The organism is Yinghuangia sp. ASG 101 (assembly GCF_021165735.1).
GTDB lineage: Bacteria > Actinomycetota > Actinomycetes > Streptomycetales > Streptomycetaceae > Yinghuangia.
The window spans coordinates 1,725,082-1,743,787 of the sequence record NZ_CP088911.1; the positions used below are offsets into that span (position 1 = coordinate 1,725,082).

At 72.3% G+C, this 18,706-nt stretch carries 18 protein-coding genes; 14 read left to right on the forward strand and 4 right to left on the reverse strand.

Going from position 1 to position 18,706, the window contains the following annotated elements; all coding sequences use genetic code 11:
* Positions 1–77 precede the first annotated feature (77 nt).
* Positions 78–302 carry a hypothetical protein gene (locus tag LO772_RS07105; protein WP_231777519.1) on the forward strand — a complete coding sequence of 75 codons (225 nt, stop codon included), beginning with the start codon at positions 78–80 and terminating at the stop codon, positions 300–302.
* A 39-nt stretch (positions 303–341) separates the two neighbouring features.
* On the opposite strand, the gene prpB is transcribed toward LO772_RS07105, so the two are convergent.
* Positions 342–1,250 (reverse strand): methylisocitrate lyase, encoded by a 909-nt coding sequence (gene prpB, locus LO772_RS07110; protein WP_231777520.1) that lies wholly within the window; start codon positions 1,248–1,250, stop codon positions 342–344.
* 204 nt (positions 1,251–1,454) lie between these two features.
* On the opposite strand from prpB, the gene LO772_RS07115 reads away from it, so the two are divergent.
* From LO772_RS07115 to LO772_RS07165, 11 genes are all read left to right on the forward strand, one after another.
* On the forward strand, positions 1,455–2,180 hold the full coding sequence (locus LO772_RS07115) for a GntR family transcriptional regulator (protein WP_231777521.1): 726 nt from the start codon (positions 1,455–1,457) through the stop codon (positions 2,178–2,180).
* Entirely contained in the window at positions 2,177–3,649 is a 1,473-nt protein-coding gene (locus tag LO772_RS07120) for an aldehyde dehydrogenase (protein ID WP_231777522.1), read from the forward strand. The genes LO772_RS07115 and LO772_RS07120 overlap by 4 nt, the downstream gene beginning before the upstream one ends.
* Before the next feature lie 78 nt (positions 3,650–3,727).
* Positions 3,728–5,251, forward strand: coding sequence for an FAD-dependent tricarballylate dehydrogenase TcuA (gene tcuA / locus LO772_RS07125; protein ID WP_231777523.1), 1,524 nt, complete (start codon positions 3,728–3,730; stop codon positions 5,249–5,251).
* The gene (locus tag LO772_RS07130; RefSeq protein ID WP_231779448.1) at positions 5,251–6,156 is read left to right on the forward strand and encodes an NAD(P)-dependent oxidoreductase; all 906 of its coding nucleotides are present in this window, start codon (positions 5,251–5,253) and stop codon (positions 6,154–6,156) included. Before tcuA ends, LO772_RS07130 begins: the two co-directional genes overlap by 1 nt.
* Complete coding sequence (locus LO772_RS07135) at positions 6,149–6,937, forward strand: N-acyl homoserine lactonase family protein (RefSeq protein WP_231777524.1); 789 nt, start codon at positions 6,149–6,151, stop codon at positions 6,935–6,937. Before LO772_RS07130 ends, LO772_RS07135 begins: the two co-directional genes overlap by 8 nt.
* 102 nt (positions 6,938–7,039) lie before the next feature.
* A complete protein-coding gene (locus LO772_RS07140; RefSeq protein WP_231777525.1) occupies positions 7,040–8,122 on the forward strand; it encodes a PrpF domain-containing protein in 1,083 nt (360 codons plus the stop codon).
* Positions 8,123–8,493: 371 nt separating this feature from the next.
* Positions 8,494–10,644, forward strand: a complete 2,151-nt coding sequence (gene helR / locus LO772_RS07145; RefSeq protein ID WP_231777526.1) for an RNA polymerase recycling motor ATPase HelR — start codon at positions 8,494–8,496, stop codon at positions 10,642–10,644.
* 170 nt (positions 10,645–10,814) lie between these two features.
* On the forward strand, positions 10,815–11,642 hold the full coding sequence (locus LO772_RS07150; RefSeq protein ID WP_231777527.1) for a helix-turn-helix domain-containing protein: 828 nt from the start codon (positions 10,815–10,817) through the stop codon (positions 11,640–11,642).
* On the forward strand, positions 11,642–11,842 hold the full coding sequence (locus LO772_RS07155; protein ID WP_231777528.1) for a DUF397 domain-containing protein: 201 nt from the start codon (positions 11,642–11,644) through the stop codon (positions 11,840–11,842). The genes LO772_RS07150 and LO772_RS07155 overlap by 1 nt, the downstream gene beginning before the upstream one ends.
* Positions 11,843–12,266: 424 nt before the next feature.
* Positions 12,267–13,679: an ABC transporter substrate-binding protein gene (locus LO772_RS07160; RefSeq protein WP_231777529.1), complete on the forward strand. Its 1,413-nt coding sequence runs from the start codon at positions 12,267–12,269 to the stop codon at positions 13,677–13,679.
* Positions 13,680–13,700: 21 nt separating this feature from the next.
* The gene (locus tag LO772_RS07165; protein ID WP_231777530.1) at positions 13,701–13,853 is read left to right on the forward strand and encodes a hypothetical protein; all 153 of its coding nucleotides are present in this window, start codon (positions 13,701–13,703) and stop codon (positions 13,851–13,853) included.
* 270 nt (positions 13,854–14,123) lie between these two features.
* Here the strand turns inward: LO772_RS07165 and LO772_RS07170 are convergent, their stop codons facing one another.
* Positions 14,124–15,035 (reverse strand): IclR family transcriptional regulator, encoded by a 912-nt coding sequence (locus tag LO772_RS07170; protein WP_231777531.1) that lies wholly within the window; start codon positions 15,033–15,035, stop codon positions 14,124–14,126.
* 213 nt (positions 15,036–15,248) lie between these two features.
* Here LO772_RS07170 and LO772_RS07175 point away from each other — a divergent pair, with 213 nt between their 5' ends.
* On the forward strand, positions 15,249–16,085 hold the full coding sequence (locus LO772_RS07175) for an SDR family oxidoreductase (protein WP_231777532.1): 837 nt from the start codon (positions 15,249–15,251) through the stop codon (positions 16,083–16,085).
* An 81-nt stretch (positions 16,086–16,166) separates the two neighbouring features.
* Here the strand turns inward: LO772_RS07175 and LO772_RS07180 are convergent, their stop codons facing one another.
* Both LO772_RS07180 and LO772_RS07185 read right to left on the reverse strand, forming a co-directional pair.
* Positions 16,167–16,388 carry a hypothetical protein gene (locus tag LO772_RS07180; protein ID WP_231777533.1) on the reverse strand — a complete coding sequence of 74 codons (222 nt, stop codon included), beginning with the start codon at positions 16,386–16,388 and terminating at the stop codon, positions 16,167–16,169.
* Positions 16,389–16,525: 137 nt separating this feature from the next.
* Positions 16,526–16,906 (reverse strand): hypothetical protein, encoded by a 381-nt coding sequence (locus LO772_RS07185; RefSeq protein ID WP_231777534.1) that lies wholly within the window; start codon positions 16,904–16,906, stop codon positions 16,526–16,528.
* A 351-nt stretch (positions 16,907–17,257) separates the two neighbouring features.
* On the opposite strand from LO772_RS07185, the gene LO772_RS07190 reads away from it, so the two are divergent.
* Positions 17,258–18,535, forward strand: coding sequence for a hypothetical protein (locus LO772_RS07190; protein WP_231777535.1), 1,278 nt, complete (start codon positions 17,258–17,260; stop codon positions 18,533–18,535).
* Positions 18,536–18,706: the final 171 nt, after the last annotated feature.

An 18,706-nucleotide genomic window follows, 5' to 3' on the forward strand; every position in this document is an offset into this window, starting at 1 on the left:
GGCCGTGACCGGGTCACCGGGGAAACCGCCCGGTGACGGGACGCGCGCGAGCGGGCGGGATGCCCGCGGCTGCGGCCGTGGGCATCCCGCCCGCCTTCGCGACGACCGGGTCCGAACTCGGGGTGGCGAAGGCGTTCCTCGGGGCGCGCGGCAAGCGCACGCTGTTCGAGGTGACGCCGGTGCGGGCCGTGGGGATCAGCAGCTTCTCGGCGTTCACCGGCGAGGAGGAGTACATCCTCGCGCCGGGCACGCGGCTGAAGGTGACCGGTGTGCCGCCCGGCGCGGCGGCCTGTGCACGGTGAAGCCGACGGAGCCGGCGGAGCAGGGCCAGGTGTCGTAGGTCAGCCGAGGTTGTTCCCCAGGTCGAAGGTGTACACCGTGGCGTCGAAGTCGGCGTACGCCTCGTAGTCGACCAGTTCGTACAGCCGCGCGCGGGTCGTCATGTCGGGCACGCGCGCGGCCAATGTGCCCTCGGCGGCGAGGGTTTCGAGCGCGCGCTCCATGGCGCCCAGCGCGACCCGCAGCAGGGACACGGGGTGGATCACGACGTTCACGCCGACGTCGTGCAGCTGCCGGGCGGTGAACAGCTCGCTTTTCCCGAACTCGGTCATGTTGGCGAGGATCGGGACGTCGACCGCGGCCCGCATCGCCTCGAACTCCCGCAGGTCGGCCATCGCCTCGGGGAAGATCGCGTCGGCTCCCGCGCCGACGAGCGCCTTGGCGCGTTCCGTCGCGGCGGTCAGGCCCGCGACGCCGCGGATGTCGGTGCGGGCCATGATGAGGAAGTCCGGGTCGCGGCGCGCCCGGACGGCGGCGCGGACGCGGTTGACCGCGGTGGGCTCGTCGACGATCTCCTTGCCGTCGAGATGCCCGCAGCGCTTCGGGTTGACCTGGTCCTCGAAGTGCACCCCCGCCAGGCCCGCGTCTTCGAGCAGTTGGACGGTGCGCGCGGTGTTCATGGCCTCGCCGAAGCCGGTGTCCCCGTCGATGAGGGCGGGGAGGTCGGTGGTGCGGGCGATCTGCCCGCCGCGCTGGGCGACTTCGCTCAGGGTGGTGAGGCCGATGTCGGGCAGGCCGAGTTCGTTGGCCATGACCGCGCCCGAGATGTAGACGCCTTCGAAGCCTTTCTCCTGGATGAGCCGGGCGGACAGCGGGGTGAACGCGCCGGGCATGCGCTGCAGGGTGCCGCTCGCGAGGCCGGCCCGGAGCGCGCGGCGCTTTTCGGCGGGGGTGGTGGTCGAGTTCAGCATGAGCGTGTCTCTTTTCCTGTGCTTCGCGGTGGATTCGTCGGGTCCGTGCGGTCGATGACGGGCGGCGGACGGGCGACGAACGCGCGACGGACGGGCGGCGGGTCGGGGAAACCGGGCCGGTCGCACGATTGCCCCCTATCGGACGCAAGGGTAATCTGCGTACCACCGTCTGACGGCTGTATACAGAATTCCGAGGCATACGCAGTGACCCAGCGACCCGCTCCCCGCACCGGAAAGGCCGACGCGGCAGGGCTGTTCCAGACGCGGACGTTCTCCGCGATCGCCGCCGACGTGCTCCGCGACCGGATCATGACCGGTGTCCTCGCGACGGGCGCGCGGCTCAACGAGGTCGCGCTCGCCGACGAGTTGCGCATCAGCCGCCCGCCGATCCGCGAGGCGCTGCGCGTCCTCGCCGGTGAGGGGCTGGTGGAACTGATCCCGGGGCGCGGCGCGTTCGTCGTCCGCCCGGACCGCACGTCGATCCGGCACCTCGGCGAGGTCCGGCTCGCGTTGGAGCGCGCGACGGCGCGCTACGCGGCCGAGCGCGCCGACGACGACGACCGGGCGTTGCTGCGGCGGCTGATGGACGAGACGGAGAAGGAGCTGAGCGGCACCGGCAAGCCGTATCCGCACCGCATCGAGTTCCACGCGGCGCTGACCGAGGCCGCGCACAACCCCCGGCTCGCGGATCTGCTCGGCGAGGTGATCCGGCAGATGCGGCTCGCGAGCATCCGCTCGAACGAGGACCCCGCGCGGGCCCGCGAAGTCCTGCACGAGCACCGCGCGTTGACCGAGGCGATCCTGCGCCGCGACGCGGACGAGGCGGAGCACGTGATGCACGACCACATCGAGGCGACCACGCGAGCGATCCTCACCGTGCTCGACGCGGAGGCGGCGCTCACCGGCGAGAAGGAGGACGGCCGCACATGATCGAGGCGCGCATGCTCATCGGCGGTGACCGGGTCCGCGCGTCGGACGGCGGCACGTTCGACGCGATCGACCCGTTCACCGCGGCGCCGTGGGCGACGGTGCCCGCGGCCACCGGGAGCGACGTCGACGCGGCGGTGGCCGCGGCGGCCGAGGCGTTCCCGGCGTGGAGCGCGACCCCGGGGGTCCGCCGGGCGGAGCTGATGCACGCGCTCGCGGACGCGGTCCTCGCGGACGCCGACCGCCTCGCGCTGTGGGAGACGACCGACAACGGCAAGGTCATCCGCGAGACGCGTCCGCAAATGGCGTTCGTGGCACGGAACCTGCGCTACTTCGCCGGGTACGCCGACAAGCTGCACGGCCGGACGATCCCGCTCGACAACCCGGCCGTGTTCGACTACACGGTCCGGCGGCCGTACGGCGTGTGCGCGCTGATCACGGCGTGGAACAGCCCGCTGTCGCTGCTGGCCAACAAGCTGCCCCCGGCCCTCGCGGCGGGCAACACCGTCGTCGTGAAACCGTCCGAACACGCGTCGGTGACCACGACCGAACTGGCCCGGCTGGCGACCGACGTGGGCTTTCCGCCCGGCGTGATCAACGTCGTCACCGGGGACGGCGCGGTCGGCGACCGGCTGACCCGGCACCCCGGGGTGGCGAGGATCAGCTTCACCGGCGGGGGTCCCGCCGGGCGCCGCGTCGCGGCGAACGCGGCCGAGCGGCTGGTCCCGGTCACCCTCGAACTCGGCGGCAAATCCCCGAACATCGTCTTCGCCGACGCCGATGTCGACCGTGCGATCGTCGGCGCGGTCGCCGGGATCTTCGGTGCGGCGGGCCAGACGTGTGTCGCCGGTTCGCGGCTGCTCGTCGAACGCGGCGTCTACGACCGCGTCGTGGCCGGTGTGAGCGACCGCGCCCGCGCGATCCGGCTCGGCGACCCCCGGCTGCCGGAGACCGAGATGGGCCCGGTGGCGAACCGGCCGCAGTACGACCGCATCCTCGCGGTGATCGACACCGCCCGCGACGCGGGGTCGGTGGTCGCGGCGGGCGGCGGCGCGGCCGAGGGGGCGTCGCTCGGCACCGGGCTGTTCGTCGAGCCGACGGTGTTCGCCGACGTGGACCCGGGCGGCGCCCTCGCGCGCGAGGAGGTCTTTGGGCCGGTGCTCTCGGTGATCCCGTTCGACGACGAGGACGAGGCGGTCCGCATCGCCAACGCGAGCGAGTACGGGCTCGCGGCGGGTGTGTGGACGCGCGATCTGGGCCGGTCGCACCGGGTCACCAACGCGCTTGAGGCCGGCGTGGTCTGGGTCAACACGTACCGCTCGACCGCGGCGCAGGCGCCGTTCGGCGGCACCAAGCAGAGCGGCTACGGGCGCGAGCGGGGCGAGGACGCGCTGACCGAGTACACGTACGTCAAGAACGTCATGGTCGACATCTCGACGGAGGCCCGCGACCCGTTCGCGATCCGCACCTGAGCCGCGCCGGGCCCGGCCCCCGGACCGATCCGCGACAGGCACACCTGGCACCACCGGACGACAGGAAGAGGCACCGCAGTGGCTGCACACGCATTCGACGTCATCGTTGTGGGCGCGGGGAACGCGGGCCTGACGGCCGCGCTGGCGGCCCGGGAGGCGGGCGCGCGCGTGCTCGTCCTCGAAGCGGCCAATCGCGCGGAGCGCGGCGGCAACAGCCGTTTCACGGGCGGGATCTTCCGGGCCGCGCACGACGGGCTCGACGCGATCAAGCCGATCCTGCACCCCGACAACGCCAAGTGGTACGACCGCGTCGAGACCGGGCCGTACACGCCCGAGGCGTACGCCGCGGACTGGTCGGCGACGTCGGAGGGCCGCCAGGACCCCGAGTTGATGCGGATCACCATCGAGCGCTCGTTCGAGACGCTGCGCTGGATGCACGGCAAGGGCGTCGCGTGGGAGCTGACCGCCGACAAACAGGTCGACCCCGCCAAGCAGGCCGAGGGCACGAGGATCACCGTCCCGCCGGGCGGCGCGATACGCGCGTACCACGAGGGCATCGGCCTGATGGACAGCCTGTTCCGGGCCGTCGAGGCCACCGACATCGAGGTCTGGTACGACGCTCCGGCCGCCGACCTGCTCACGCGCGGCTCGACCGTCGTGGGGGTCCGGGTGCGCCGCGCGGACGAGTTCGTCGACGTCCACGGCAACGTCGTGCTCGCGGCCGGCGGGTTCGAGGCGAACCCGGAGATGCGCCTGCGCTACCTCGGACCGGGCTGGGACCTCGTGCGGGTGCGCGGCTCGCGGTTCAACATGGGCGCCATGCTCACCAAGGCGACGCTCGCGGGCGCCCAGGCGGTCGGGCACTGGGGCGGCGCGCACGCGGTGCCCGTCGACTTCGCCGCGCCGCCGGTCGGGGACCTGCGGATCACCGACAAGATGAGCCGCTACTCCTACCCCTACGCGCTGCTGGTCAACAGGAACGGCGAGCGCTTCATCGACGAGGGCGAAGCGCAGGTGTGGCTGACGTACGCCAAGACCGGCTGGGCGGTGCGTGCGCAGCCCGGGGCGGTCGCGTACCAGATCTTCGACCAGAAGACGCTGCACCTGCTGGAGCCGCGCTACGCCACGGGCACGCCGGTCGTGGCCGACACGCTCGGCGGTCTGGCACGCGAACTCGGCATTCCCGAGAAGGCGTTGCTGCGGACGGTCGACGACTTCAACGCGGCGGTCGCGGACGACGCCGAGGAGCGGTTCGTCCCGCTGAAGACCGACGGCGTCGCCGCCGAACCGGCCGGGCAGCCGCCGAAGTCGCACTGGGCGCTGCGCATCGACCGGGGCCCGTTCGTCTGCTACCCGGTGACGTGCGGCATCACCTTCACGTACGGCGGCATCCGGATCGACGGCGACGCCCGGGTGGTCTCCACCGAGGGCACGCCCATGCCGGGCCTGTACGCGACGGGCGAGATCTCGGGCGGGTTCTTCTACCACAACTACGGCGCGGGGACCGGCCTGATGCGCGGCGCGGTCTTCGGCCGGATCGCGGGGACGAACGCCGCCGCCCGCGCGGCGTCGGTGTCCGAGCCGGCGGCGGTGGGGGCGTGATGGGCCCGGTCGCGCGGATCGAGCGCGTCGGGTTCGTCGGGCTGGGCGTGATGGGCGGCGCCCAGTGCGCGAACCTGCTGCGCTCCTCGGGGCTGCCCGTCGCGGTGTACGACATCTCCCCCGGCGCGGTCGCCGAACTCGCGGCGCTGGGCGCCGAACCGGCGGCGACGGTCCCCGAACTGGCCGCGTCCTGCGACGTGGTCTTCCTGTCCCTGCCCGGCGGCGAGCAGGTGGCCGACGTGGTGCTGGGCGCGGACGGGGTGTTCGCCGCCGCGCGTCCCGGAACGGTCGTCGTCGACCTCTCGACGAGCCCGGTCGACCTCGCGAAGCGCGCGGGTGAGCGGGCCCGTTCGCGCAGCCTGCACTTCGTCGACGCACCGGTCGCCCGGACCCGGCAGGCGGCGATCGACGGCACGCTCAGCATCACCGCGGGCGGCGACGCCGACGTGATCGCCGCGGTCGAGCCGCTGTTGCGCACGATGGCGTCCGACCTGGTGCACTGCGGCCCGAACGGCGCCGGCGCGCTCATGAAGATCGTCAACAACATGGTCGTGTTCGAGACCGTCGTGGCCCTCGCCGAGGCGCTGACGCTCGTGCGGCGCAGCGGACTCGTCGACCCGGAGGTCGCGTTCGCGGCACTCGCGAACGGGTCGGCGGCCAGCTTCACCCTCGAAAACCACGGCCGCAAGGCGCTGTTGCCCGACGTGCACGGCGAAGGGATCTTCCCCGCGGCGTACATGCGCAAGGACCTCGGGTACGCGCTCGACGCGGCGGCCGACGCGGACACGACGCTGCCGGCCGCCCGGCTCGCCCACGAACTCCTCGGGCGCACGTGCGACTTGGGGTATGCCGGGAACTACCACACGGCCGTGGTGCGGGTGATCGAGGAGCGCGGCGATGGCTGAGCCGACCGTCCACGAGATCTACGCCGTCAAGTTCGGCCAGAACGACACGGCCGAGCGGGGGCACTTCTTCATGGGGGCCGCGGCCGAACCGTGCTGCGCCCAGGTGGGGCTCGACTACTTCGTGTGGGCGATCCGGTCGCCGGGGCAGGACATCGTGCTCGACGCGGGCTTCACCGCGGCGACGAACGTGCGGCGCCGGCGCAACCACTTCGAGAACCCGACGGCGGCGCTCGCGCGGATCGGTGTCGATGCCGCGACCGTGCCGTACGTCGTCCTGTCGCACATGCACTACGACCACGTCGGGGACCTCGCGCCTTTCGGGTCGGCGAAGTTCGTGTTGCAGAGCGACGAAATGGCTTTCTGGACGGGCCCGTTCGCGTCTCGCGGGGAGTTCGCGCGGCTCATCGAGCCCGACGACGTGCTCGCCCTCGTCAGGCTCGGTCTGGAGGGGCGCATCCGCTGGGTGGACGGGACGCGGGAAATCGTCGACGGCGTCTGGGTCATGCGGGTCGGCGGCCACACGCCGGGGACGCAGGCGACGCTCGTCCGCACCGCGCTGGGCATCGTCGTGCTGGCGGCGGACGCCTCGCACTTCTACGAGAACATCGACGACGACAAGCCGTTCGCCGTCCACCACGATGTGCCGGGCCTGTACCGGGCGTTCGACGAGATGCGCGAGGCGGCGACGTCGGGGCTGGTGGTCCCGGGGCACGACCCGGCGCTGTTCGACCGGTTCGAGGCGGTGCCGGGCCACGAGGGGCGTGTGCTGCGGATCGCGTGAGCGGCGCGGGAGACCCCACAGGAGACGACGGCGGACGACGGCAGACCACGGGAGAAGGGTGAGCGGCGTGACCTGTTGGGCTCGGGTCGGAGGCGAGGCCTGGTGACCGCCATCCCGGCCGTCCTGATGCGCGGCGGCACGAGCAAGGGCGTGTTCGTCCGCGCGGAGCACCTGCCACCGCCCGGGCCCGAGCGCGACGATCTGCTGCTGCGGGTCATGGGCAGCCCGGACGCGACGCAGATCGACGGTATGGGCGGCACGTTCTCCAGTACGAGCAAGGTCGTCGTCGTGGAGCCGGGCGGTCCGGACGAACTGACGTACTGGTTCGCGCAGATCGGCGTGGACCGGCCGATCGTGGACTGGTCGGGCAACTGCGGCAACCTCACCTCGGCGGTGGGCCCGTACGCGGTCGACGAAGGGCTCGTCCGCGTCACGGAACCGGTGACCAGGCTGCGGCTGCGCAACGGCAACACCGGGGTGACGATCGAAGCCGAGGTGCCGGTGGCGGACGGCCGGGCCGCCACGACCGGCGACCTGGCGATCGCGGGGGTCCCGGGTACGGGCGCGCCGGTCGTGACGCGCTATCTCGATCCCGGCGGCGCGGTGCTCGGGGCGACGTTCCCGACCGGGTCGCGGGTCGACGAGATCGACGTGGACGGGACGCGGGTGCGCGTCTCGGTGGTCGACGTGTCGCACCCGTACGCCTTCGTGCGCGCCACGGATGTCGGGTTGCCGGACGAGTCGCGTCTCACGCCGGCCGAACTCAACGGCGACGCGGGCCTGTTGGCGCGCGTCGAGCGCGTGCGCGCGGCCTGCGCGGTGCGTGTCGGCGCGGCGCCCACCGCCGACGCGGCGGCCGAGGTCGCGCCGATCGTGCCGCGTATCGTCCTCGTGCACCCGGACGACGACGCGGACGTGCGGGCGACCGCGTTCTCGATGGGGGTGGTGCACCGCGCGCTGCCGATGACGGCGGCGCTGTGCCTGGGGGCGGCGGCGCGTCTCGACGGGACGGTCGTCGCGGAGGCGGCGAAGGCACCGGGCGAGGAGGTCCGCATCCGGCATCCGCGCGGCATCGCCTCGGCTTTCGTGGAAACGCGGTCGGGGCCGGAGCCGATCCGGTCGGTGGGCGTGGTCCGTACCGCGCGTCGGCTCATGGACGGCAGGGTGTACCCGCGACCGGAGTGAGCGCCGGGAGGCGACCCCGCCCCCGCGCCTCGTCGCGCGGCGAGCGGCGAGCGGCGAGCGGCGAGCGGCGAGCGGCGAGCGGCGAGCGGCGAGCGGCGAGCGGCGAGCGGCGACGCGTGGCTCGGCCGCCGCTCGGACCGCGCGGGGCGGCCGAGCGGCGAAGCCGGTGGGCGGGGTGCCGGGCCGGGCGCGGCGCACCGCGGCGCCCACGCAACATCAAGCCCGTGCAACACAAAAGCGAGGAGACCGCTCTCCTCGCCATGTTCAACGTATAGCGCATGGGGGGCCTTGCGGCAAGGCCCCCCGTCTGCCGCAGAATCGTCGGCCTGGCCCGGAAACCGGTCCGATTCTCCCGAAATGAAAGATTCGCCGTGAATTTCGCGACCCCTCGCGCGTTCGCCCTGCCCGAAAACCTCGCCGCCAAGGCCGACCCCGCGCTGATCGCCCACGACGAACGGCACTTCGCGGCCGTCGCGGAGTGCCTGGAGCGGTCGATCGCCGAACTGTCCGACCAACTCGACACCGTGCGCAGGTCCCCCGGCGGCGCGGGCCGGCAGGCGATGGACCGGGACGCCGAGATCCACCGGCTGACCGCCCGCCTGCGCGCGCTGCGCCGCTTCGGCCTCGACCTGTGCCTCGGGCACGTGGTGGGCGCGGACGGCGCCGAGCCGGTCTACATCGGCCGCATCGGCCTCACCGACCGCACCGGGCGGCGGCTGCTCCTCGACTGGCGTTCCCCGGCGGCCGAGCCGTTCTTCGCGGCCACGCACGCCAACCCGATGGGCCTGGTCAGCCGCCGCCGCTACCGCTGGACGCGCGGGCGGGTCAGCGACTACTGGGACGAGGTGTTCGCCCCGGACGGGTTCACCGGCCATGCCGCCCTCGACGACCAGTCCGCGTTCATCGCGAGTCTCGGTGGCACGCGGTCGGGCCGGATGCGGGACGTGCTGGCCACCATCCAGGCCGACCAGGACGCCGTAATCCGTGCCGACTCGTCCGGCACGCTGGTCGTCGACGGCGGCCCGGGCACCGGCAAGACCGTCGTCGCGCTGCACCGCTCCGCGTACCTGCTGTACGCCGACCCGCGTCTCGGCCACCGCAGGGGCGGCGTGTTGTTCGTCGGGCCGCATCAGCCGTATCTCGCGTACGTGTCCGACGTGCTGCCGAGCCTCGGCGAGGAGGGGGTACGCACCTGCACGGTGCGCGACCTCGTCCCGGAGGGCGCCGCGGCCCGGCACGAGTCCGACCCGGAGGTCGCCCGTCTCAAGGCGTCGGCGGACCTGGTGGCGGCGGTCGAGAAGGCCGTCCGGTTCTACGAGGAGCCGCCCGCCGAGGCGATGGTCGTCTCGACCGACTGGTCCGACGTGCGGCTGGGCCCCGACGACTGGGCCGAGGCGTTCGACGCGGCGGAACCCGGTACCCCGCACAACGACGCGCGCGAGGTGATCTGGAAGGAACTGGTCGCGATCGTGGCCGACAGGCACGACGACGAGGTTTCAGCCGACATGGTCCGCTCGTGCCTGCGGCAGGACCGGGAACTGCTCGCGGTGTTCAACCGCGCCTGGCCGCTGCTGGAGCCCGCGGACCTCGTGGGAGACCTGTGGACGGTCCCGGCGTTCCTGCGGATGTGCGCGCCCTGGCTCGCCGCCGACGACGCCGCCCGGTTGCGGCGCACCGACCCGCACGCGTGGACGGTGTCCGACCTGCCGTTCCTGGACGCGGCCCGGCAACGGCTCGGCGACCCGAAGGCGTCCGTACGCAGGCGCCGCCGCGAGGCGTCCGTCGCCGCCGAACGCCGGCGCATGGCCGACGTGATCGACAACGTCCTCGCGGCCGACGACGACGGCGAGGGCGCCGTCACGATGCTGCACGGGCGGGACCTGCGCGACAGCCTGATCGACGACGCCGCCCTCCCGGACGGCGCGTCCTCCGACCCCCTCGCCGGCCCGTTCGCGCACATCGTCGTCGACGAGGCCCAGGAACTCACGGACGCCGAATGGCAGATGCTGGTGTCGCGCTGCCCGTCCCGCAGCTTCACCGTGGTCGGCGACCGTGCCCAGGCCGGGCACGGATTCACCGAGTCGTGGCGCGAACGCCTGGAACGCGTCGGGCTCGACCGCGTCACGGTCGCGTCCCTCACCGTCAACTACCGCACCCCGGCGGAGATCATGGCCGAGGCCGAACCGGTCATCCGCGCCGTCCTCCCCGACGCCAACGTCCCCACCTCGATCCGCACCGGCGGCCTCCCCGTCGTCCACGGCTCCACGACCGACCTGAAGGCCGTCCTCGACACCTGGCTCACCGACCACCCCGACGGAATCGCCTGCGTCATCGGCGATCCGACCTTCGCACCGACCCCCCGCGTCCGCTCCCTCACCCCCGAACTCTCCAAGGGCCTCGAATTCGACCTCGTCATCCTCGTCGAACCCGCCGCATTCGGCCCGGACTTCCCGGGAGCGGTCAACCGCTACGTCGCCATGACCCGCGCGACGCGCCAACTCGTCGTCCTGACCGGATCGTGACGGTTGCAGCGGTCGGCCCCGCCCCGGGCGACGCCGAGTGCCGCGTACGCCTTCCCTGCCAAGTCGCGTAGGTTTTCACGTCCCGTGCCCGCAGCATGACTTTCAGGCCATAGCCTGAGAAAAGACGGGGCAACGCCGTGTCGCCTTGATACCGGCGGGAGGAACACGAAATGCAATTCCAAGAACGGGAGTTGACGCCCGGCGCGTCACCCCGTCACCTCTACGGCGCCGAAATCCGACGCCAACGCAAACTCGTCAACATGTCACTCGTGGCCCTCGCCGACATCCTCGGTTACAGCCGTGTCCACGTCTCCCGCTTCGAGACCGCCGAGCGGGCCATCCCACCGGAGCTGCCGCCAAAGCTCGACATCGCCTTCGGAACGAACGGCACGTTCGTGGCGATGTATGAACTGATCAAGAACGAGGTCTTCCCGGACTTCGCACGGCGATTCATGGAATTGGAGTCCAAGGCCACACGGATGCGCAAGTACATGTCCGCGACAGTGCCGGGGCTGCTTCAGACGCCCGGCTACGCGCTGGCCCTGCTGCGGGAGTTCCAACCTGGCGCCAAGAAGGAAAAGATCCAGGAAGACCTGAACGCTCGTCTGAGCCGACAGGGAATCCTTGTCCGGGACGAGCCACCCCATCTGCTGGTCGTTCTGGACGAAGCCGTACTGCGTCGGCCCGTGGGCGGGCCCGCGGTCATGGCCGAACAGTTGGAACACTTGCTCGCCGTCGAGGAGTCGTCGAACGTACTGCTGCAAATCGTTCCGTTCGGGCTCGGCAGTCATGCCCTCATGGGAGGTTCGCTGACCCTGCTCACACAAGGCGACGGAACTCAAGTCGCCTACTTGGAAGGCAGCCACACGGGGCAACTCCTGGAAGACGTGACCACGGTCGCCGGATACGACTTGGCGTACGATCGCGTCCGCGCCAAGGCACTGACGCAGGAGGCGTCAAGCGCCACGATCCACGCGGCATTGAAGGAGTACGAGTGATGCGAACCTCAGCCCACGCAAAGACCCTGACCTGGCGCAAGTCGAGCCACAGCAACGGCATGGGCGGCGACTGCGTCGAGGTCGCCTCGGGCACCCCGGGTGTGATACCCGTCCGCGACAGCAAGATCCCGGCACACGGCATGCTCACCCTGCCCGCCTCCACCTGGGAAGCGCTCACCCACACCCTCAAGCACGCCTGAACCACCGAAGCACCACACCGAGGTCTGCGAAAACCCGCACACACACGCGGGGTTCGCAGGCCTCGAAGCGTTTCGGGCCAAGACCGCGCCGCCACCCGTCGCGAGTGGCGTCTTGATCCGAACTCGCCATCATGTTAATGATTGAGGGATCAGCCGTTGGTCACTCGATGAACATGGGACAGAACGGCGTTCCTCGCGGGGCGGTCGGCCCCCGGGGAGCGGACGGCCGCGTGCCGGTCGGCCCGGATGCGGGGCCGGTCGTCCACGTACGCACGAACACCCGAACACCCGAACATTCCACGCGAGTTGCCCGCAGACGCAGCACAACCGCATAACGGAACGCGTGATTCCGCCGTGAGACCCCGAGACCGTCCCCGGGCCGGGGACGGGAGTCGGCCGTGCCTACTCAGGAGGACGAACGACCGTGCGAATAACCGGATTCCGCAGAACCACGGCAAGACCCGGCCGAGCCCGGGCCGTCACCGCCCTGGCCCTGGCCGCCGGACTGCTCGCCGCCGGGTGCGGCCGTGGCGGGGAGGACGGGGAAGCGAACACCGGGCGGCCGTCGGCCGCTTCGGCGGATTCCGCCGACTTCGGCGACCTGACGCAGGTCTGCCGCGCGGGCGACCCGTCGGGCAGCCCGGCGCAAGGTGTGACGGACAAGAAGATCCAGGTCGGTGTCATGTCCGACATCGGCTTCAGCAAGAACCCGGAGTTCCCGGACGCGGCGAAGGTGTTCACCTCGTGGTGCAACGCCGCCGGCGGGATCAACGGCCGCAAGCTCGAACCCGTCACGCGCGACGTGAAGATGAACGAGGTCCGCCAGCGCGTCATCGAGGCGTGCCGCGAGGACTTCGCCCTCGTGGGCGGCGGAGCGGGCTACGACGGCCTGGGGACGAAGGACCGGCTGTCGTGCCTGCTGCCGGACTTCCCCGGACAGACCACGCAGACCGAGAACCAGGGCTCGGACCTCCAGGTCTCCGTCCAGTCCGTCGCCACCGGCTACTGGCCCAAGGAGGGCCTGTACAACTGGCTGGTCAAGGAGGCGTACCCCGAGACGCGCGGCTCGATCGGCATCATCCTCGGCGACTCCGCGCCCACGCGCGTCATGCGCGACAAGACGATCGAGACGCTGCGGGCGGTCGGCGCGGAACCGCCCGTCTACACCGACATCTATCCGGCGGCCGGTGTCAGCGACTGGACGCCGTACGCCCAGGCCCTCAAGGACAAGGGTGTCAAAGGCCTGGTCTGGCTCGGGGACTTCCGCAACCTCGCGAAGCTCGAACAGGTCCTGACGACGATGCAGTACAAGCCGGACTGGATCGACACCCACTCCAACTCCTACAGCCCCGACTTCATCAAGGTCGCCGGGCAGGAGAGCCTCGCGTACCAGAACAACCTGGCCGACATCGGCGGCTTCCACCCCCTGGAGATCCCCGGCCCGGCGGTGCAGGACCTCAAGGACCTGTACGCGAAGTACGCGCCCGGCGCGAACATCACCTATCCCGCGCTGAAGGCGTTCTCCGCGTGGCTGCTGTTCGCCAAGTCCGCGGTCGCGTGCGGCGACAACCTCACCCGCAAGTGCGTCTACGAGAACGCGCGGAAGGAGACCGCGTGGACGGGAGGCGGGCTCCAGGCCCCCACCGACCTGTCGCAGAAGCTCCCGGTCACGTGCCACAACGTCGTCAAGGCCACGCCCGGAGGCTGGACGGCCGCCGACTTCCACCCCACCGACGGCATCTACCGCTGCGACGCCCCCGCGACCAGGCTCGCGGGCGACTACGGACGCCCGTTCACCCTGGCCGACGTGGGCAAGAGCATCGACGACTTCCGCTGACCCGACCGCGGACCGGCGGTCGTGCAGGCGACCGGGACGGGCTGGAAGCCGGCGGACTTCACGCCGAACAGCGGGGCGTACCGCTGCGACGTCCCCGCGCACAAGTTCACCGGTTCGTACCCCGTGCCGTACACGCTCGCGGACGTCGGGAAGTCGATGGCCGACTTCAGCTGACCGGCTTCAGGCAACCGTGCTCGTTGCCGCGGTTCCCTCGGCGCACCACGGCCGGGGGAACCGCGGCGGAGCAGGTCCCCGGGGGCGAGCGACGCCACGGCGGGGGGATTCGGCTCGTACGCGGGCTCGGCCGGTGCGTGGGTCGCGCCGCGGGCCTCGGTCGTGCGCGCGTCCGGAACCGGCGGGGAGAGGCCGTCCGGTCGGGGCATGGGGGCGTGGGCGCTCCCGCCGATCGCTTCCCGTGCGGGCCGTCGGCGCGCTGTCGGTCGGTCAGCCGACGCCCGCGGCCTTCGGGGGTGCCGGGGCGCGGCCTCGGGACTGCCGGGTGGCGGCGGACGCGGACTTGGCGACGCGGCGGCCGAGTTCGAGGATCTTGTCGACGCGGACCGGGTGGTCGGGCCCGGTGACGCTCAGTGACAGCAGCACGCGCCCGATCGGATCGAAGATCGGCGCGGCGACGGTCTTGAAGACGACTTCGTCGGAGTCGGCGAGGCTGCCCAGCGGGAGGTGCATCTCACTGGTCCGCTGCAGGACGTCCCTGAGGTTGGCCTCGGCGTGGTCGTCGGCCGGTTCGTCGCGCAGCCGCGCCATCGCGCCGATCATCGCGGGGGACGCGATCGGGGGCATCGGGACGCTGAACCCTTGAGCGCGGACGTCGGCCAGGATCTCGCGGTAGTACGCCGCCAACTCCGGCGGCAGTGCGGCGCGTTGGATCCATGCGGTGGTGGTGTCGTGGTCGGCCCAGGCCATGAAGACGGCGCCGATGGGGGCGAGGAGGGGGGAGCGGTCGCCGGGGTAGCCGATGCTGGGGGCGAGGGGTTCGGGTCCGCGGCGGGCGAGGAAGATGACGTCGCGTCCGGCGATGGCGGTGACGCCGACCTCGGCGTCGAGTTCGTCGGCGAGCCGGTCGGCCTGCTCGGTGGCGGCGTCGATGGCGGGGTGCTGCTGGTGCGCGGCGTGTCCGGTGGCGGCGAGCGCGGGGCCCAGGACGTAGGTGCGGTGCACGGGGTCGCGCACGACGAACCCGCAGTCGCACAGCACCGCGAGGGTGGCGTGCGCCGACGCGATGTTCATCCCCAGATGCCGGACCAACTCGCTGATCGTGAAGCCCCGCGACGGATGCGCGGTCAGGAACGACACGATGCTCGTGGCACGGACGGACGCGGGCGCAGGACGGGCCATGACGTGCAATCTAACAAACCGTCCGTGATGCCCGGCACTTGACTGCAAATGACTCATTGCCATAGCAATGAGGGGATCGCCTCTCAGGTGGTGTTCTCCCCCCTCCGGCCGCCGCCTCCGCGCCGCCGCGGCGGGCGAAGCCCGGTGCGCCACACGGCCCGGACACCCGGCCGGCGATCCGGGCAACGACGTACCTCGATCGGAAGGCGTGACATGACGACCGTCGGAATCGTGACCGGTGCGGGACGCGGCATGGGCAAGGCGTGCGCACGACGCCTCGCCGGAACCGTGGACACCCTGCTCCTGATCGACGTCAACAAGGACAGCGCACACGAGGCCGCCGCGGAACTGCCCGCCGGCACCGCGGAGGCCTTCCCCCTGGACATCACCGACCGTGACGGCCTGGACAGGCTCGCGGCGCGCGTGGCGGAACTGGGCACGCTGCGCTCGGTCGCCCACGTCGCCGGGATCTCCCCCACGATGGCCGACTGGCGGCGGATCGTGACGGTGGACCTCGTCGCGACCGCCCTGCTCGGCGAGGTGCTGCGCCCGCTCTCCGGCCCCGGGACGGCGACCGTGTGCTTCGCCTCGATGGCGCCGCGCCTGGGCCCGGAGCCGTCGGCGGACGTCCTCGCGGAACTGGACGCCCCGCTCGCCGACGGGTTCCTCGATCGGCTGCGCGCCGCCGCGGGCGACGCGATCGAGGCACCGGGGATCGCCTACTCCACGGCCAAGCTCGGCGTCACCCGGTACGTCCGCCGGGAAGCCGTGCGACTCGGCCCGTCGGGCGCCCGCGTCTGCTCCCTCTCCCCCGGCCTGATCGACACTCCCCAGGGCCGCCAGGAGGCCGAGGGCCACGCGGGTATCGCCGAACTGCTGCGCCGCACTCCCCTGGACCGCATGGGCCGCTCCGAGGAGATCGCCGCGGTCGTCGCCTTCCTGCTGTCGGACGAGGCCTCGTTCGTGAACGGCATCGACCTTCTCGTCGACGGAGGCGTGTGCGCGGCGGTCGTCGACCCGCCTGGCGCGTCGGGCACCTCGGGCGCGTAGCCACGCCGTACTTGACGGCCCGTCACGACCGGGGGAAGGACGTGCCGTTCATCGGCGCGTCCTTCCCCCGGTCGCGGCCCGCTACGCGGAGGTGTCGAGTGCGGCGAGCGAGGCGGCGTACCGGAAGGGCTTGCTGGCCGCGAGGTCGGCGATGGTCTTGATGTTGAAGGCCTCCTCCAGCAGTTCGCCGTCGCGCTTGGAGACGCCGTACAGCGCGGACACGGGAGCGGCCAGGATTTCGGGGAGGGTCTTGTCCTCCCAGGCCTTGTCCAGCACCTTGCCGAGGTCGATCGAGGCAGCCACGGATTCCTCCACCCGTCGGGGACGCCGCCGCGTGGTCGCGGCGGGCAACCGATCAACTGGTGTGGGGGCGGCGGGCGTTCCCGTCTCGGCGACTACGACCGAACAACGCCCGCACAGGGGTTTCCGGCCACCCTTGGTCAGCCCTTCTTGATCTTCGAGTAGATCTTGGAGTTGCGGACCTCGGCCTGCGCGAACACGTACACGGACCCGCCGAACGGGGTGTCCGTGAAGTACTGGCCGGGCCGGTCGTTGGCCTCGAACTCGATGTCGACGCGCTTTCCGGTCTCCGGATCGACGCACGACAGGTCGATGTCGCCGTCGCCGCCGCGCACGAGGTTCTGGCACAAGTGGCGCTTGACGAACGTGTCGAAGTCCGTCTCCTTGCCCTTCTTCTTCCCGCAGCCGGCCATGCCGATCACGGCCGCGCCGATGGCGATCACGGCCACGGTCCGCGATATGCGGCGGGTCCGGCGTACGGGAGTCCGCGGTGGTGTCGGTGTCGAGGCGTCGGTGTCCATGCTGGTGTTCCCCCCAGGAGTTCGCTGCCGGTGCGTGGTCGTGTGCGGACGTTATTCGGCGGATGTCCGGCTCGGGACGGTGCCGGGCTCCGCGCAGGAGGAATTTACAGCAAGGTAAAACTTGCGGTGCGAATCCGGCGCTCGGTGAACTTGCGGGCGAGCGGGGCGGGTTGGCGCTGTGTCACCGCGACGGGGCGGACGGACGGACCCCGCGGGACGGCACCGGCACGGCCCTGCGGCGGGCCACGGTGCGGCAGTTGAACGAGGCACTTCTCGGTAACAGCGAATCCTGATGAAGGAAACCTGCCGGTTTGGCGAAACCTGACAGCGTTGCGGTCGTTGGCCCGGAACGTGGGTGAATTCGACATCGTGGTGACCGGGCCTGCCCCCGTCCTCGACCAACTGTGCGCCCTGTTACGGGTGAACGGCCGCCTCGTACGCGCCGAGCCGGTGCGCGCGGCCGAAGAGCCGCACGCCCACGGCTCGTTCGTGGTGCGGGTGAGCGCGCCCGGGGCGGTCGGGGGCGATGCCGCCGGGGTGGATGGCGTCGGGACGGGTGACGCCGCGGGGGGTGGTGACGGGGCGGGTGACGCCGGGGCCGCCGCTTCGGGCGAGCGGGCGGGCGTGCTGGGCGGCCTGTTCCGCCCCGGAGCCCGGCACCGGGTCACGCGCGGCGGGGGACGCCACCGCGCGCCCCGCGACACACGTCCGCCGAGCACCACCCGGCGCTCGGCCCCGGGCACGGGCCGACGCGCGGCGCGCGGCGGTGACGCGGGCCTGCCGCAGTGGCTGCCGGTCGTGGACAGCGTGGCCTGGCCCCCGTTCTTCACCGAGACCGCGCTTCCCCCACCCGTCGCCGCGGGCTCCCTGCGACTGCCGACCGTGCCGTGGCCGGTCCGGCGCCGACGATCCGCGCATCGCGCCGCCGCCGACACAGCCCCCGACGCCGCCGCTTCCGCCGACGCCGCCGAGCCGTACATCCCAGGACCGAGGACCGTGGACAACCATCAAGACGAGCACGACCACGCGGCCGACCGGCCGACGGCCCACGCGGACCGCCACCCGGCCGACCACGTCACCGATCGACCCGCGCACGACGCGACCGGCCGTCCGGCCGACCTGACGTCCGTCCGGATCGGCGACCACCCCGCCGAGAGCCCGGCCCACCACGCGGTCGCCCCGCCCCGCGAGCCCGTGCCGCCCGAGGGCGCCTCCCCCGCGGCCGTCCCGATGGAGGGCGCCGTCCCCGAGGGGTGTCCCCCCGGGTACGAGACCACCGGCGAACACGAGGCGTTGGACCGGCTGTACGCGGCGATCGGGTCGCTGCGGGCGCTGGCCCGCACGTATCGCGGCGCGACGCTGGAGCAGGCGCTCGTCCGGCACGGCCTGCGCCCGGCGTCCCTCGGACTCACCGCAGGCGACGTCGCGTACTTCGACGCGTTGATCGCGACGAACCCGGGCCGCCCCGACGCGGCGACCGAGCACGTGCGGCGGCTGCGCGGCCCGGCGCCCTCCCCCGACGACGCCGAACCCGCGTCCGATCCCCGGGCCGACCCCCTCGCCCAGCGGCGCACCGACACGGGAGCACACCGCCGCCCGCGCCGACGCCGCGACGGCGGGCCGCGGTGAACACGGCTTTGCCCCGGCACGGCCCGGCGCGTTCACCGGACGTGCCGCGGCTGCGTACCGGCGGCGCCGCGGGCGGGAGTTGAGCACGCGGGTCGGCGCGGTCCCGGGCGTACGCACCCGTCGGCCGCACGCGTCGTCGGCAACCGTCGACCGCTCTCCCGGCGCGAACCT

Bases quoted from the DNA above. Each gene is read 5' to 3' on its own strand.
- prpB (WP_231777520.1), bottom strand. From the start codon at position 1,250: ATGCTGAACTCGACCACCACCCCCGCCGAAAAGCGCCGCGCGCTCCGG.
- LO772_RS07120 (WP_231777522.1), top strand. From the start codon at position 2,177: ATGATCGAGGCGCGCATGCTCATCGGCGGTGACCGGGTCCGCGCGTCG.
- LO772_RS07130 (WP_231779448.1), top strand. From the start codon at position 5,251: ATGGGCCCGGTCGCGCGGATCGAGCGCGTCGGGTTCGTCGGGCTGGGC.
- LO772_RS07135 (WP_231777524.1), top strand. From the start codon at position 6,149: ATGGCTGAGCCGACCGTCCACGAGATCTACGCCGTCAAGTTCGGCCAG.
- LO772_RS07150 (WP_231777527.1), top strand. From the start codon at position 10,815: ATGCAATTCCAAGAACGGGAGTTGACGCCCGGCGCGTCACCCCGTCAC.
- LO772_RS07155 (WP_231777528.1), top strand. From the start codon at position 11,642: ATGCGAACCTCAGCCCACGCAAAGACCCTGACCTGGCGCAAGTCGAGC.
- LO772_RS07170 (WP_231777531.1), bottom strand. From the start codon at position 15,035: ATGGCCCGTCCTGCGCCCGCGTCCGTCCGTGCCACGAGCATCGTGTCG.
- LO772_RS07175 (WP_231777532.1), top strand. From the start codon at position 15,249: ATGACGACCGTCGGAATCGTGACCGGTGCGGGACGCGGCATGGGCAAG.
- LO772_RS07185 (WP_231777534.1), bottom strand. From the start codon at position 16,906: ATGGACACCGACGCCTCGACACCGACACCACCGCGGACTCCCGTACGC.